This window comes from Nocardioides sp. Bht2 (genome assembly GCF_047308515.1).
Classification (GTDB): Bacteria; Actinomycetota; Actinomycetes; order Propionibacteriales; family Nocardioidaceae; genus Nocardioides.
In genome coordinates this window covers 156,164-169,731 of sequence record NZ_JBLBWI010000005.1, presented here as the reverse complement: position 1 = coordinate 169,731, position 13,568 = coordinate 156,164, and the positions used below count along the sequence as shown (strand labels likewise).

General features: G+C 65.6%; 18 protein-coding genes and 1 other RNA gene. 12 read left to right on the top strand and 7 right to left on the bottom strand.

All coding sequences use genetic code 11. The features are described 5' to 3' along the window. The first annotated feature begins 100 nt into the window (after window positions 1-100). The 7 genes from ACLM5J_RS09715 (at window position 101) to ACLM5J_RS09685 (ending at window position 5,026) form a co-directional block, all read left to right on the top strand. On the top strand, window positions 101-1,000 hold the full coding sequence (locus tag ACLM5J_RS09715) for a hypothetical protein (protein ID WP_413656206.1): 900 nt from the start codon (window positions 101-103) through the stop codon (window positions 998-1,000). Window positions 1,001-1,212: 212 nt separating this feature from the next. After that, window positions 1,213-2,664, top strand: coding sequence for a hypothetical protein (locus ACLM5J_RS09710; protein ID WP_413656205.1), 1,452 nt, complete (start codon window positions 1,213-1,215; stop codon window positions 2,662-2,664). Between the two features lie 114 nt (window positions 2,665-2,778). Further along, window positions 2,779-3,003 carry a hypothetical protein gene (locus ACLM5J_RS09705; protein ID WP_413656204.1) on the top strand — a complete coding sequence of 75 codons (225 nt, stop codon included), beginning with the start codon at window positions 2,779-2,781 and terminating at the stop codon, window positions 3,001-3,003. Further along, window positions 3,000-3,596 (top strand): hypothetical protein, encoded by a 597-nt coding sequence (locus tag ACLM5J_RS09700; RefSeq protein WP_413656203.1) that lies wholly within the window; start codon window positions 3,000-3,002, stop codon window positions 3,594-3,596. Before ACLM5J_RS09705 ends, ACLM5J_RS09700 begins: the two co-directional genes overlap by 4 nt. Next, complete coding sequence (locus ACLM5J_RS09695) at window positions 3,593-4,186, top strand: hypothetical protein (protein ID WP_413656202.1); 594 nt, start codon at window positions 3,593-3,595, stop codon at window positions 4,184-4,186. Before ACLM5J_RS09700 ends, ACLM5J_RS09695 begins: the two co-directional genes overlap by 4 nt. A gap of 100 nt (window positions 4,187-4,286) precedes the next feature. Beyond that, a complete protein-coding gene (locus ACLM5J_RS09690; RefSeq protein WP_413656201.1) occupies window positions 4,287-4,838 on the top strand; it encodes a hypothetical protein in 552 nt (183 codons plus the stop codon). Next, the gene (locus ACLM5J_RS09685) at window positions 4,838-5,026 is read left to right on the top strand and encodes a hypothetical protein (RefSeq protein ID WP_413656200.1); all 189 of its coding nucleotides are present in this window, start codon (window positions 4,838-4,840) and stop codon (window positions 5,024-5,026) included. The genes ACLM5J_RS09690 and ACLM5J_RS09685 overlap by 1 nt, the downstream gene beginning before the upstream one ends. Before the next feature lie 52 nt (window positions 5,027-5,078). Here ACLM5J_RS09685 and ACLM5J_RS09680 read toward each other — a convergent pair whose 3' ends face one another. Continuing rightward, window positions 5,079-5,351 (bottom strand): hypothetical protein, encoded by a 273-nt coding sequence (locus ACLM5J_RS09680; protein ID WP_413656199.1) that lies wholly within the window; start codon window positions 5,349-5,351, stop codon window positions 5,079-5,081. Window positions 5,352-5,353: 2 nt separating this feature from the next. Between ACLM5J_RS09680 and ACLM5J_RS09675 the strand changes: the two genes are divergently transcribed. Further along, complete coding sequence (locus tag ACLM5J_RS09675) at window positions 5,354-5,500, top strand: hypothetical protein (RefSeq protein ID WP_413656198.1); 147 nt, start codon at window positions 5,354-5,356, stop codon at window positions 5,498-5,500. Between the two features lie 14 nt (window positions 5,501-5,514). Here ACLM5J_RS09675 and ACLM5J_RS09670 read toward each other — a convergent pair whose 3' ends face one another. After that, on the bottom strand, window positions 5,515-5,724 hold the full coding sequence (locus ACLM5J_RS09670) for a hypothetical protein (protein ID WP_413656197.1): 210 nt from the start codon (window positions 5,722-5,724) through the stop codon (window positions 5,515-5,517). Continuing rightward, window positions 5,708-6,613 carry a hypothetical protein gene (locus ACLM5J_RS09665; protein WP_413656196.1) on the bottom strand — a complete coding sequence of 302 codons (906 nt, stop codon included), beginning with the start codon at window positions 6,611-6,613 and terminating at the stop codon, window positions 5,708-5,710. Before ACLM5J_RS09665 ends, ACLM5J_RS09670 begins: the two co-directional genes overlap by 17 nt. A gap of 793 nt (window positions 6,614-7,406) precedes the next feature. Here ACLM5J_RS09665 and ACLM5J_RS09660 point away from each other — a divergent pair. From ACLM5J_RS09660 to ACLM5J_RS09650, 3 genes are all read left to right on the top strand, one after another. Then, window positions 7,407-8,120, top strand: a complete 714-nt coding sequence (locus tag ACLM5J_RS09660) for a thermonuclease family protein (protein ID WP_413656195.1) — start codon at window positions 7,407-7,409, stop codon at window positions 8,118-8,120. Between the two features lie 92 nt (window positions 8,121-8,212). Continuing rightward, on the top strand, window positions 8,213-8,443 hold the full coding sequence (locus ACLM5J_RS09655) for a hypothetical protein (protein WP_413656194.1): 231 nt from the start codon (window positions 8,213-8,215) through the stop codon (window positions 8,441-8,443). 490 nt (window positions 8,444-8,933) lie between these two features. Then, window positions 8,934-9,176, top strand: coding sequence for a helix-turn-helix domain-containing protein (locus ACLM5J_RS09650; RefSeq protein ID WP_413656193.1), 243 nt, complete (start codon window positions 8,934-8,936; stop codon window positions 9,174-9,176). On the opposite strand, the gene ACLM5J_RS09645 is transcribed toward ACLM5J_RS09650, so the two are convergent. Further along, on the bottom strand, window positions 9,144-10,415 hold the full coding sequence (locus tag ACLM5J_RS09645; protein ID WP_413656192.1) for a tyrosine-type recombinase/integrase: 1,272 nt from the start codon (window positions 10,413-10,415) through the stop codon (window positions 9,144-9,146). The genes ACLM5J_RS09650 and ACLM5J_RS09645 overlap by 33 nt on opposite strands. Before the next feature lie 154 nt (window positions 10,416-10,569). Continuing rightward, window positions 10,570-10,939: a transfer-messenger RNA gene (gene ssrA / locus ACLM5J_RS09640) on the bottom strand. Between the two features lie 208 nt (window positions 10,940-11,147). Between ssrA and ACLM5J_RS09635 the strand changes: the two genes are divergently transcribed. Then, window positions 11,148-11,750, top strand: a complete 603-nt coding sequence (locus tag ACLM5J_RS09635; protein ID WP_413656191.1) for a hypothetical protein — start codon at window positions 11,148-11,150, stop codon at window positions 11,748-11,750. A 19-nt stretch (window positions 11,751-11,769) separates the two neighbouring features. Here the strand turns inward: ACLM5J_RS09635 and smpB are convergent, their stop codons facing one another. After that, entirely contained in the window at window positions 11,770-12,246 is a 477-nt protein-coding gene (smpB, locus tag ACLM5J_RS09630; RefSeq protein WP_413656190.1) for an SsrA-binding protein SmpB, read from the bottom strand. Between the two features lie 58 nt (window positions 12,247-12,304). After that, window positions 12,305-13,552, bottom strand: a complete 1,248-nt coding sequence (locus tag ACLM5J_RS09625) for a peptidoglycan DD-metalloendopeptidase family protein (RefSeq protein ID WP_413656189.1) — start codon at window positions 13,550-13,552, stop codon at window positions 12,305-12,307. Between the last annotated feature and the right edge of the window lie 16 nt (window positions 13,553-13,568).

The following is a 13,568-nucleotide window of genomic DNA, read 5'->3' as shown; positions in this document are numbered from 1 at the left end:
GGTCTACATCGATGGGTCACCCCTGTCAGCCATCGGCTGGTGGGGCGACTTGGAGGTGGCTCACCGTTGGTCGGGCGGCTCGTGGGGGCTGGATTGGCGGATGGATCTGCGCCCTGGCCAACGTCCCCCTGCGCTCACGGCACCGCGTCCGTTGGTGACGCTGCAGGCCGGGTCGTCGCGACTGTGGGCTGGTCGCGGGCTGGAGATCGACTGGGTTGAGGGCACGTTCTCGGCGCGCGGTTTGTGTCGCGAGGGTGAGGGCGCGTTGGCGTTCGACCTTTCCGGGCCGACCACGAAGCCGGGTGACGCGATCTTCTTCTCCAGCGTGATCTCCTGGGGCGCACTGGAGACGATGGGTGCAGTGGGCACGGCACCGGCGTCGGAGTTCAACACGATCTCGGACCTGATGGACGCCTACGCACTGCAGGAAGGGAAGTCGTGGGCGGTCACTCCGCGCCACCTCGTCTACACCGCCCTTGATCCGACGACACCCAGCTTCCATGTGCTGCCTGGGCTCGATGCGATGGGCGTATCGGAGGAGCGTCAGGTGACGCGGCTGATGATGCGTTACGTGCGGGCGTCGGATCTGTCGTTCCAGACAGTGTGGGCCGAGGACCCCGATGCCCCTGCGGTGATCCAGCGGGCGATCGAAGTCTTTGACCGTGGCGCGATGACGCCGACTGAGGCGCAGAACCTCGTGAACCAGATCTTCGCGAAGGCCAGCCCCACGAAGGCGTTCACGGGCGGGATCACGGTCGGCCTCAACCAGGTGGTCGACAAAACCGGCGCGTCCCCGTCGCTGGCGAAGCTGACCGCCGGGCACATGTACCGGGTGCACGGGATGCGCGACCCCCGCAACAGCAAGCCCTACACGGACTTCGTGTGCGCCGAGTCGATCTGGAAACCATCCGAGAACGAGGTGACCTTGATGCCGACCAACGTCGTGGCCTCTGACTTCGCTTCGATCGTCGAGCAGTTCGGCGGAACGGTGAGCTTCTGATGGTCTACAAGAACCGCACGAACCCGTACTCCGGCGCCGGTCCCGCTGGACCTACTGGCCCCCAGGGGCCAACTGGACCGCAGGGGCCGACTGGGCTGACGGGTGCCACTGGTCCCCAAGGTCCGACTGGTTTGCAGGGGCCAACTGGGCTTCAGGGGCCGACTGGGGCGACGGGTCTCACGCCTTCCCTTCGCGGAACCTCAACAACGCCGGTGACGATCTCCACCAGCAGCCCTATGACTTGGGCCCTGTCGCCTGCCATGAATGTGGCGTTCCCGGTCGGGGCGTTCGTTCGTGCGATCGAGCCGGGTGGCCGTTATGTGACTGGCGACGTCACTGCCGCCACGACGACGTCGGTCACCATCGCGCCCGACGTGACCAGTGGCAGCGGGTCCACTTTCTCGTCTTGGACCATCGTCGTCGCGGGCATCCGTGGCGCCCAGGGAGCTTTGGGCGCAACCGGCTCAACGGGGTCACAAGGTCCGACTGGCCTGCAGGGTCCGACGGGTCCCCAGGGTGCGACTGGAGCCAAGGGCGACGCGGGCGCAACTGGCGCGACCGGGCCACAGGGGCTGACTCCTGAGCTGCGAGCCACTTCGACCGCCGCCGTGACGATCTGGAGTAGCACCCCGACAACATGGACGCTCTCGCCAGCGATTGGCGTTCCCTTCCCCGTCGGCTCGCGGATCGTCGCAAGCGTCGTCGGCAGTACCCGTTTCTCTGGCGGAATCGTCACCGCCTCATCGACCACCTCGGTCACGATCTCGCCAGACGAGGTCTCGGGCAACGGAACATCGGCATCTGACTGGGTGCTCGCAATCGCTGGCTACCGCGGGCCAACCGGCCCACAGGGCGCGACTGGAGCCAAGGGCGACCAAGGCATCCAGGGCGCAACGGGTGTAACTGGCGGCGTCGGGGCAACCGGAGCACAGGGGCCGACTGGACTTCAAGGCATCCAAGGACCGACAGGGTCACCCGGCGCGACTGGAGCCACCGGTCCGACCGTCATCGTCGGAACATCCGGCAAGCAGTACCGACTCATCTCTGGCGTGCTGCGCAACTCCGGTTCCGGCTGGGCATGGATCAATGACGCGGGGCACGTGCCGACCGGCGTGACGTTGACGGTGAGCCCGACAACGAACGCGATCGTCATCAACTTCAACGCGACCGCCTCGAAGGTGTCTTCACTCCACGTGACACCTGACGAGACGCTCGCAGCGATGGGCGTCCGCGCAGGTTCATCCGTGGGGTTCTCGACGGCAACGATCCAGCTTTTCACTGAAGATCAGTACTCGATCAACGACTTTGTTCAGTACTCGGCAGGCGCATGGTCGAGCTTCAACAACGTGTTCTCAGGCTTCTCCTATAGCGCCGGTTCACTCATCCTCACTCACGAGGACATGGGGACGACCTACAACTTCGGGGCATCCATCGCGAACCGCGGCCCGACGTTGGCCCAGGTGAATGCCCTCAGCGCGACGACAACGCAGATCCAGTTCTACACCGGCGCCTTCGGGTCACTGACCTTGGCGAGCACGGCGAACACCAACATGCGGTTCTACCTCACCCGCCACGGTCGACGAGCCGTAACCCCGCCCGCCGACCCCGCCAGCATCGTGGCCGCGAACGGGAACCTCTGGGTGACCGGATACATGGAGGTCTGATGAGCAACGAGCCGCCGACCATCGGCGAAGTCTCCCGTCGCCGCTGGAGGTCTACCCGTGGATAGTGACAAGAACCTTGAGCGAGCCATCGACCGCCTCGTAAACGGGCTTGAAGTGAACACCGCTGCGAACCACGAGCTCAAGACCGGGCTCAACGAGCTCCGCCAGGAAATGAAGGACACCTACGTCCGCAAAGACGTCCTCAACCCGACTCTGAAGGCGATGACTGACGACATCGACTCCAACTCGGACTGGATTCGGTGGGCGACTCGCATCGTGCTCGCCCTGGTCATCGCTGCCGTGGTCGGGCTCGTACTCGCCTCGGGAGGCACGAAGTGAAGACCCAGAAGACCCTGAACTGGCAGTTCGCCATCGTTCTCATCGTCGTCCTTCTGCTCGGGTGGATGCTCTGGACGCGCACCGACGCCCTCACGCGGGCCGACATCGAATCGAAGAAGGAGCGCGACGCCTACGCCAAGCGCCTCGATGCCGCTGACGCAAAAGCCGAACGCGACGCAGCAGCTCTCGACGCCCTTGCCCGTCAGGTTCGACGCGCTGGCGAGGTGCCCGTGGTCGACCCGGACGACCTGCCGGACGCGAGCGGTGACGTGACGATCATCGAAGGCGCACCCGGTCCCGTCGGCCCCGCTGGTAAGCCCGGCCGCGACGGCGACGACGGTAGCAACGGAACCGGCGGCGAACCAGGCGTGGCAGGCAAGGACGGCGCACCTGGCGCAACAGGTGAACCCGGACCACCTGGACCGCAAGGGCCACAGGGAGCGAAGGGCGACACCGGTCCCGCTGGTGAGCGTGGCCCCGCTGGAACCGCGGCCCCCGGCAGCTATGCCTGTCCCGACGGCACGGTGCTGATGGGGTTCACGGTCGCACCCGATGGAGCCGTGGCGCTCGACTGCCGAGGGGTGGCGCCGTGACCCGCCCCATCCCCCGCCGCTGGTCGCGCTTTACGCACCTGCTGCCGTACCGGAGGAACAACAGCAAGGTCGGCCTGGAGCATGCGGCCAACAACTCGCGGGCCGTGGACCTCGACGTTTGGCCCACTGCCGACAACGTGCTGGTGAACACGCACTGGCGCAAGCCACTGCTGCTTGACGGCTTCCGTGACCCCGCTGGCCGCACGAAGCGGAACCGCAACGTCGACACGATGATGTGGCGACGGGTTCGACGGCTCGAATCCCGGGAGGGCTTCCGGATCGTCAAGGTGTCGCGCCGCTTGGAGCAAGCCGCCGAGTTGGGCGTGATCCGCATCGAGCTCGACGCCAAGGGTGGGCAGTGGCTGACCGAGCCGGACGCGTGGCATCCCATCGCAGAGCTGGCGCGAGAGCTGGGCCTGACTGTCGCCGTGAAGTGCGCGTCCCGTCGACCTCGTTACGCCGGACGCGTCTTACGAGCTGCGCACCTCGCCGGGCTGCCGACGATCCTCCTGCCCCGCGGCACACGCGTCATGCCGAAGAAGTGGCAGCCGTACATCGACTACGTGAGAGGCGCGGTGATCTGGCGATGACCAAGCGAACTTCAAGTTTCTCCAGATCTTGGAGTTGGCTCACCGACCACGCCCGCTTCTACCTGACCATCACGCTCGACATCATCTTGAGGAGAGAGCCATGACCTGGCGAATGGCCCGCAGCCTGGACGTGCTGCTCAACGAAGTGAACGCAGCCGCCCCCAAGCGCAGCAAGGTCAGCGATGGCGGCATCGGCGACCCTGCGCACTCGGCTCGCGTCTCGGACCACAACCCGAACGACGCCGGTGTCGTTCGCGCCCGCGACTTCACTCACGACCCCGCCGGCGGACTCGATGCAGACAAGCTCGCGATGCATGTCGCGAGCCTCCTCGGCAAGCGTCCCGCGCTCGGCGCCGGCGCCTACGTCATCTGGCGGCGACGGATCATCTCCACTGACCGACTCGGCGAGGGCTGGCGTCCGTACCCCGGTAGCGACCCGCACGACAAGCACGTGCACGTCTCAGTCGGCACGGGACGCTACGACTCCACCGAGCCGTGGGGCTGGCCGCCCGCCAAGCCGCTCGGCCGCTTCCCTGCCCGCTTCAAGGAAGCCCGCAAGGAACTCCGCAAGCAGCGCGACGACAAGACCGCACCCGCCGCACTCCGCCAGCGCGCCCGCGCTGCACTCCAGGCACTCCGAGGAGAGAAGTGATGATCCAGATCCCGCCCGCAGTTCGTGACCGTCTCTACCCGATCGCGCTTGCCGTCGTGGCCCTACTTGGTGGCTACGGCCTCATCTCCGAGAGCATGATCCCGCTGTGGATCGCCCTCGCGAGCGCCGTCGTCGGCGTCGGCACCGCGACCGCGTATCGGCCCAGCAAGACGCTGCCCGACAAGTAGCCACCCACTGCCCCACCTGCCCCCGTCAGCTTCGGCTGGCGGGGGCTCTCAGCTATTTCGCGACCTCGATCATCCCCGCAGCCACCCACCCCTGGCGCACCGTCTGCCCCTCATGCGCAGGCTGCCAGTCAGCCCAGATGACGTAGCCCTCCCAGCCCTCGCGACCCTGCCGCCACATCGTCAGCAGCCCAGCAGAGCGCGAGACCTTGTCGGGCGTCAGGTCCACCCAGACATGCGTGGGCGCGGTGAGGCGAGCTTGAAACGGGGTTGGCTGACGGGAGTTGACCACGCCACCACGATAGAACACGTGTTCGATAGAGTGCATCCATGCTCACCCTCACCGCCAGCTACCGCGAAGGCGACACCGTCACCCGCGAAACCATCCAAGCCGACACCTACGAGCAGGCATGGGAGCAGGCATGGGGCGCGCGGTCAGAGACGCGGAAGCTGCTGCATGTGGTTGTGGAGCGGTAGATTGCCAGAGGGCCTCAGTCGCGCGGCGCGACCCACTTCGTAAGGTGGGACGCGCCCATCGCAATGGCGACCAGCGAGGGGATGATCACTAGCGGATTGACGTCACCCCGAACGGAAAGCCAACCAGTAAGTACGGCGAACACGAGGCCGACAATGAGCAGAGCCAAACTGGCGGCATCGACCTGTCGTCGAGCGCCAGCATGATGGCTATGCGTCATCGTCATGCGCCGCCCTCCTGTGGCTCTTGACTCGCAGAACCGTCCACTTGCGCGTAGTGCGACCGTTCTTCGTCAGGATATCCTCCCGGATCTCTAGATTGAAGATGTCGGTCTTCCGGATCGCGAGCCCCGCCGCCACTCGGTCAAGGAACTGCTGGTCCTCGACCGTCGCACTCCGCTTCGCCTCCTTGGTCCGCACGCGCCACTTCTCTGGGTCGTCAAAGTCGATCGCAGACATCTGGGCATCTGCGTCGAAGATCTTGAACGTTTCCTCGATCTCATCCTCGGGACTGACCGCGTTGTAGTCGGGGCGCGCGAGCTCAAAGGCCGGCACGGGTGGAACGATCTCACCGTCGACTACCTCGGCCGGTTCTTCTGACACCTCTACGGCGCTGACGCGGGGGTCGCTGAGCGGGGCCATGATCTTCCTAAGTTGCTTCTTGCGGCGCCGCTTCTGCTTCTGCAGTTCGTCCCAGGCATGGCGGGGGATTTCCTGGACTGTCTTGTCCTGCCAGCAGACCTTGACGTTGCCATTCTCGAGGTAGTCGTAGTCCTCGACGTCTGCGCGCGCTGACTTAGTTGCCCACAGGAGGATTGACCCCAGGGATGGGGGCGCCACGGCGCCTGCGGCGAGGGCGACGGCTGGGTCCTGAGCAACCCGCAGAACCTCAAGCATGAAGGAACCTTCTTGGGCCGGCCTGACCAGAACCTCTGACTGCAGGCCATCTCCCAACGCTCCCGCCTTGAGGAAGTCGCCAGTCAGTTCAACGATGCCTTGCAGCACCTCCGCGACATGCGCGGCCCGGAGTTCGTGCAACGGCGCTCCCTTTTCCGTCTCCCCCACGAAACGGAGGGTGAGGGTGTCAACAATCTCGACGGCATGCGTTTCGCTCATAGCGCGCGAACCTACCTGGGCAGAACCGTCCCGCGCGGCACTTCGGGCCAACTCGGGACCTAGGTCCCATCTCGCCTCAAGAACTTGTCACCTGCGTGAGCAATTCGCTTCACTCCACCCCGACTGAAGCGAATCGCTTCACGCGCGACGCTCGCCCAAAGTGTCGGCAGCCCCACCTACCCTCACCCCGTCGGCTGCATGCCGACCGAGTGGCGGCCGGGGCTGGGGCGTCGGTCGCCGCTTGGGGGGCCGGTCGTCAGCCCCGGTTCGACCACCTGGCCTAACCGGGGCTTGGACACGCCTCGCCTGCTGGAATGGGTAGTACATTCCGGATGCTGCTGCGCCAGCCGACCGCGCCCAGCGTGCGCCGGCGACAGGCCCTCGCGAAGGGCCACAGCTCGTCGAGTTCGTACAGCGGTTGCTAACTAAGGACAGAAAGAAGCGAGTAGTCCCGCCCGTCCCAACCTGACCCGTACAGCAAAAAACCCCGGTTCAGCCACCTAGCCTAACCGGGGTTTTGGACGCACCACGTCCGCTCTTATAGATACTCCTTCATGGATGCCGCTGTGTCAAAACGAGGCACCCAGTGCACCCGGCTCGAGAAGGGCGGCTAACGGACTCGGCGCCCCCTAACCAAGGTCCTAGTTCGCCCGGTCAAAACTTGTCACGCGCATGACAAGAAGGCGGATCAACCGCAGTCCACCCTGGTCAACTTCCCGCGATCCCAAGGCGGCCCGCTCCTCCCTTGCCTAGCGTGTTCGGTTCTCGACAAGACCCAACACCTGGACAAGACATGCGTAGAACAACCATCCTCACCGCCCTCCTTGGCCTGCTCGCGACCGCGCTCACCGCGTTCGGCATCGGCGCCATGACGGCACCCGCCAGCGCCTATGACCGCGACTGCGGCGACTTCGCCAACCAGCGCGACGCCCAGATCTTCTTCCTCAACGCAGGCGGACCGCACTCCGATCCGCACCGCCTCGACGCCGACGGCGACGGCGTGGCCTGCGACTCCAACCCCTGCCCCTGCTACTACGGCACTACCAAGCCCAGTGACCCGCCCAAGGGCGGCGGCAACCCCAAGAAGAAGACCGTGGTGCAGTACGGCCGCATCATCAAGGTCACCGACGGCGACACCGTGAAGGTCAAGCTGAACGGTGGCGGCACGAAGAACGTCCGACTCATCGGCATCGACACCCCCGAGGTCTACGGCGGCACCGAATGCTGGGGGCCCGAGGCGTCGCGCTGGCTCAAGAAGCGACTCCCCCGCGGAACCAAGGTCAAGCTCACCTCCGACCCCACGCAAGACCTCAAGGACCGCTATGGCCGCCTCCTGCGCTACGTCACCAAGCGCTCCAGCGGCAAGGACATGAACTACGCCCAGGTCCGTGCAGGCAACGCCAAGGTGTACGTCTACGGCGGGAAGCCGTTCAAGCGCACCAAGGCATACAAGAAGGCCCAGGCGTCCGCGAAGTCACGCGACGCCGGCCTGTGGGGTAGCTGCTGACCCACCTAGACGACACCCCCGTTCGCTACCCACTGCGGACGGGGGTGTTGGCCATTGCGGGAGCCACGATCGCGGCCTGAGACCGTTGAGGGGTGACCAAGTACCTCACCCCCGCACAGGTTGCCGAAGACGAGGACTACCCGTTCGGCAACGCCGACTGGGTGCGGGCGCAGCTTCGGACTGGCGCGCTTCGTGGCGTCAAGGTTGGCGGCCGGTGGATGACTACCAAGGAGTGGGTCGAAGACATGCTGCTGGCTGGAGGCAACCAGCCGGCGGGACCGAGCCGGGGGTATCGGCGACGACGCAGGCGCGACATTCGCTGACATAGGCTACTTCTTGGGCTTATCTCTGGGCCACGTCTTGACCCACTCCTCCAACTCCGTTCGCATCAACCGAGGGTGCGTGTCCGGAAAGGACGGAATCAACTCGCCAGCGTCGACCGCACTACGGATGCGAGTGATCCCCACGCCGCAAGCTTCGGCAGCCTCCTCGTAGCGGCGATCTTCGCAAACGGGCAGACGACATTCATGACGCCCATCTTCCTCCTGCCGCCTGAAGCGCCCCAGCCCAGCTCATCGACTGCAACGTGACCCGCCGCAACATGTCCACGGGCGCGCGGGCGATGAGCACGGCACTCGTGCTTGCCGCAGACGGTCGGCGCGAGGACGGGCGTTGGCGGCGCGGCTCAGTTCCGAGCGATAACCGAGAATCCTCGGTTAGCAGCGCCTGGGAGCAGTCAATGCGTCAGGCCGGAGTCATCCTCGACTACAAGCCCGACCTGGCCGACGCTGTGGCAGAGGTACGTTCCGTTTCATGGCAACTACCTACTTCACCGAGGCCGAGCTAGCTGGGCGGTTGGGCCTGAGTCTCAACACCGTTCGCACGCTACGCCAGCAACACGACTGGCCTCACCTGAGGTTTGGCCGAGCCGTGCGCTACACCGAGGAGCAGATCGAAAGGATCGACTCGCTGCAAGCTTGGCGCGGAGACCCGTGGAAGCGAACGCCACTAAGCGTCGCGCGTTCAAGTCGCAGGCGAGCCCGAGGGGCTGGCTGAAGACCCTGGCGGCCATCCGCGCGCTGACCCGACAGCGGCAACCTGAACAACCTCGCCTTCGATCGCCACAGGGCTTCTAGGGGGCGTCAGGAGCGCGTCCAGGCGGTCGGCGCTCTCGTCGGTCATCCCGTCAATCAGCCGCCCGTACACGTCGATTGTGGTCTGAATGGACTCGTGTCCAATGCGACGCTGGATCTCGGGCAACGTGAGTCCTGCGGCGTGACAGAGCGCGACGTGAGTGTGTCGCAACCAGTACGGGGTCGGGCCGCGCTCCTTCAGCCCAGCAGCCTCGACGATCTTCGGCCAGTGATTGCGACTGAAGTTGGCGGGCGGCCAGGGCCTCACGATGACCTTGCCCTCGGCGTCCCTTGCTGCCCCTTTGCCTCGACCTGGGTTCGGGTGCGGGAAGACGGGATCCCCAACGCCCTTGCCAACGATGCGGCGCTGAACTACCGCCGCCCCCGACCCAAGTACGCGCAGGCGGCGTCCCGCGGCCTCTGACTTGCCGTCCTGCACGATGCCCTCGCTGCGGCGATAAACGCTCTCCATGGTCACGTAGACGGCCCCATTGGGCATTACGTCAACGGCCCCCGCAACGAGACCCATGACTTCTCCGGGGCGCCAACCCGTGCCGGCCATCACTGCGACAACGTCCGCGGCGTCCTGATGCCCGGCCTCCTCGCCCGCCTTCAGCACGGCGTGCAACTCGGGAATCGATAGCCCCCGTGGGGGTCGCTTCTTCCGCTTGGGCAATGCGGTCTCAGTGCAAGGATTGTTGGCGATCTTGCCAACGCGCTTGGACGACGCCCACTTGAACATCCCGTGAAGCAGCGCATGTTGCTTCGCAACCGCCTTGGCGCCGAGGCCGCCGGGGCGCAGGGTGTCATCGATCCATGCCTGCACGTCGCGCTCTGTCACCAGCTCCGCATCGCGCCACCCAAGGGTCGGCTTGATCCACTTCGCATAGGCACGTTCATAGTCGCGGTGGCCCTCGGTGGTCATGTCGATGCGCTTGATCGCCAGCCACTCGATGAACAGGCTGTCGACGCTGTGGCTGGATGTCGCCGAGTCCAGCATCGCGATCGCGACCGTTGAGCCGACCGCTTCGACCGCCTTCTTGAACTTCTCTGCGCCCTTGGCGTCGTCGAACATCCGCGAGGTCTGCTTCTTCTCGTGCCGAAATTTCACGTAGAAGCTGACTCGCCCGTCCTTGCGGACATGCTCAGCGATGGTCGCCATGAGGCCAGTTCCTGCCTGTTGAAACGGTGAAGTTGAGCCTCAAGCGTCTCACGGGATGTTGAAACGATGTTGAAACGGCATGGCGTGAAATCAGAGAAGGCCCCTGACCTGCACCATAAGTGCAGGTCAGGGGCCTAATCAAGAGGCTGTCGCTTGGTGGAGCTGCGGGGAATCGAACCCCGGTCCTAAAGCGCAGTGCCAGATCTTCTCCGGGTGCAGTCTGCGATGTCGTTTTCTCAGCCCCGGCGCTCGCACAGACACGTCGCCGACAGGCTCAGTCACGGAAAAGTCCCAGTCACCCTCCGTGACCCGGAGTGACCAGCAAGTCTCCTAAATGAGGCCTGGGTCCGGGACGGAGACGGATGCCCGGTCAGACCCTTCGGTCACTGCTCAGGCAGCGAGAGCGAAGTCGTTGCGCTTAGCGTTGGCAACTATTGGTTTCCAGCGATCGTTAACGAGATAACGCTGGCTTCTCGACCCGCTTCCTCTGGGACGTACGTCCTCAGTCGAAACCGATCAGCCCCTCTTGATTTTTCAACGTGCCGCCGACCCTCGCGGACCGGACGACGTTCTCACTCTACCGATCCCCAACCGGGGCTCGCCACCGAGTATTCCGACACGACGGAACAGACGGCCCAAATGAGACATATAGACCAGAACTTGGATAGCGTCCACGACGCGCGTCCGGATCGGGCTGGAGCGCCGCCCTCCCCCACCGATCTATGGAGCACCATGTCTGACAACACCGAAGACTCTCGCCTGCTCGAGCCGATCACCGCGCTTGTCCTCGGCCTCGCCGCAGTCCTCACCGCGCTCGCCGCCTACCTCTCCGCCACCCAGGGCGGCGAGGAGGCCGAAGCTCGCGCGGCCGCGATCAAGGCCAACAGCGAAGCCAACTCCGCCGTCAACGGCTCGATCCAGACCTACGCCGCCGACCAGGCGATGTTCGCCACCTGGGCGGAGAGCAACTACGGCGAGAACACCGAGCTCAGCGAGTACCTGATGACGCTGATGCGCCCCGAACTCAAGACCGCCATCGAGGAGTGGACCGCCGACGACAGCGACGCCGAGACGCCGTTCGAGATGGCCAGCTACGTGATCGAGGACGACGCCTTCGCCGAAGCTGCCTTCGCCGACGCGGAGAAGCAGGAGGCCAAGGCCAAGGAGGCCGCCGACAAGGGCGACGCCTACGACAAGGCCGCGATCTTCCTCGCGCTGGCCCTCTTCTTCGCCGGTATCGCCACCACGTTCCGGCGGCGGATCTTCTCCGGTGCACTGCTCGGCCTGGGCACCATCTCCATGGTGGTCGGCGCGGTAACGCTCGTTACCGCCTAAGCGGTCTGCGGACGCCGGCTCATTCGATCCCCTTGAGCCGGCGTCCGATCGCCTGTTCCTTCTCCCGGTTCGCCTGCCGCTCGGCGATGGTGTGCCGCTTGTCGTACTCCTTCTTGCCACGGGCCAACGCCAGCTCGACCTTGGCCCGGCCGTCCTTGAAGTACAGGCTCAGCGGGATCAGCGTGTAGCCCTTGGCCGCGACCTTCCGCTCGATCTTGTTGATCTCGGCCCGGTTCAGCAGCAGCTTCCGCTTGCGACGCGCCATGTGGTTGGTCCAGGTGCCCTGCGAGTACTCGGGGATGTGCACGTTGTGCAGCCACACCTCGCCGTTCTCGATGTCGGCGAAGCCGTCGACCAGGCTCGCCCGACCGGCTCGCAACGACTTCACCTCGGTACCCACCAGCACCATGCCGGCTTCCCAGGTGTCGTCGATGTGATAGTCGTGCCGCGCCTTCTTGTTCTGCGCGACCGGCTTGGTGCCCTTCTCCCTGACCATGAAGGCGATTCTGTCAGTAGCCGGCAACCGATTTGCCGCTACCCGTCCAGCTCTGGGCTCAGAACCACTTCATCGGGTCGACGGGAGTGCCGTTGGCCATCACGATGAAGTGCAGATGGCAGCCGGTGGACCAGCCCGTGGTGCCGACGTATCCGATCAGCTGACCGCGCTTGACCCTCTCACCGGGGCTCACCACATAGGACGACGCGTGGTTGTAGATCGTGGCCAGGCCGACGCCGCGGGCGCCGCCGTGGTCGATGATCAGCCGGTTGCCCCACGCGTCCTGGTAGTAGCGCGAGAGCACGGTCCCGTTGGCCGAGGCGTACATCGGCGTGCCGCACGCGGCACCGAAGTCGACACCGTTGTGCAGCGAGCGGTAGCCGTAGATCGGGTGGATCCGGTAGCCGTAGGGGGACGTCACGTAGCCGTTGACCGGGTGGTTGAGGAAACCGCCGGAGTTGGACGGCGTCCCCTGGTGCTTGGCGGCACGGTTGCGCAGGATCCGCTCGATCCGTGCCTGGTCCGCCTCGAGCGCGGCGAGCGCCTTCCGGTCCGCCCGACGGGCCGCCTGGGCCTGAGCGGCGGCGCCCCGGCGAGCGGAGCGCGTGGAGGCGACCCGCTCGGCACGGCTGACGGCACGCGTCTCGAGCCGCTTCATCAACGCCAGGTTGGCTGCGGCCTCGACCCGGCGGGTCTCCACCTCGTCACGCTTCTGCGCGACCTGTTCCTTCTTGAGCTTGAGCAACTCCTGCGCCTCGCGCAGGCCGATCAGGATGGCGTCCTGTTCGGTCGTCGCGGCCCTGGTCGCCTCCTGGGCCCGGGCGACGTCGGCAAGGTCCTCGGCGTTCAGCAGCGCGGCGTACCCCTCAAGGCGGGGATCGCCCTGCTCGTACTGAGCCGCACCCATCCGGTCGACGTCCGCCTGCTGATAACGGACCTCCATCCGCCCCTGCCGGACATCCTCCTGAGCGGCAGTCAGCTCCTCCTCCGCCTTGGCCAACAGCGTCTGCATCCGCGCGTCCTTGGCCTGTGCGGCCGCCAGTTGGGCGCGGGTGCTGGCCAGATCAGCCCGTGCCTTGCTGAGGCGGGCGTTCGCGTTGCGCAACGCGATCGTCGCCTTACGCAACTGCGCGCTCGACTCGTCCAGATCGTTGTGGGCGGCCTGGACCTTCTTCTCCACCTCGCGCTGTTTGTCCTTGAGGTCATCGGCGAAGGCGAAGGGGGCTACTGCACCCACAACCAACGAGGCCGACACAGCCAGTGCCGCCAGCCGGTTGCGGTGCCCGCTGGGGAAGAAGCGAGACACGGTGAAACCTTTGTTC

Excerpts from the sequence above, each read along its gene's own strand:
- ACLM5J_RS09715 (WP_413656206.1), top strand. The coding sequence starts at position 101 with ATGGATCTGCGCCCTGGCCAACGTCCCCCTGCGCTCACGGCACCGCGT.
- ACLM5J_RS09690 (WP_413656201.1), top strand. The coding sequence starts at position 4,287 with ATGACCTGGCGAATGGCCCGCAGCCTGGACGTGCTGCTCAACGAAGTG.
- ACLM5J_RS09685 (WP_413656200.1), top strand. The coding sequence starts at position 4,838 with ATGATCCAGATCCCGCCCGCAGTTCGTGACCGTCTCTACCCGATCGCG.
- ACLM5J_RS09680 (WP_413656199.1), bottom strand. The coding sequence starts at position 5,351 with ATGCACTCTATCGAACACGTGTTCTATCGTGGTGGCGTGGTCAACTCC.
- ACLM5J_RS09675 (WP_413656198.1), top strand. The coding sequence starts at position 5,354 with ATGCTCACCCTCACCGCCAGCTACCGCGAAGGCGACACCGTCACCCGC.
- ACLM5J_RS09670 (WP_413656197.1), bottom strand. The coding sequence starts at position 5,724 with ATGACGATGACGCATAGCCATCATGCTGGCGCTCGACGACAGGTCGAT.
- ACLM5J_RS09665 (WP_413656196.1), bottom strand. The coding sequence starts at position 6,613 with ATGAGCGAAACGCATGCCGTCGAGATTGTTGACACCCTCACCCTCCGT.
- ACLM5J_RS09660 (WP_413656195.1), top strand. The coding sequence starts at position 7,407 with ATGCGTAGAACAACCATCCTCACCGCCCTCCTTGGCCTGCTCGCGACC.
- ACLM5J_RS09650 (WP_413656193.1), top strand. The coding sequence starts at position 8,934 with ATGGCAACTACCTACTTCACCGAGGCCGAGCTAGCTGGGCGGTTGGGC.
- ACLM5J_RS09645 (WP_413656192.1), bottom strand. The coding sequence starts at position 10,415 with ATGGCGACCATCGCTGAGCATGTCCGCAAGGACGGGCGAGTCAGCTTC.
- ACLM5J_RS09635 (WP_413656191.1), top strand. The coding sequence starts at position 11,148 with ATGTCTGACAACACCGAAGACTCTCGCCTGCTCGAGCCGATCACCGCG.
- smpB (WP_413656190.1), bottom strand. The coding sequence starts at position 12,246 with ATGGTCAGGGAGAAGGGCACCAAGCCGGTCGCGCAGAACAAGAAGGCG.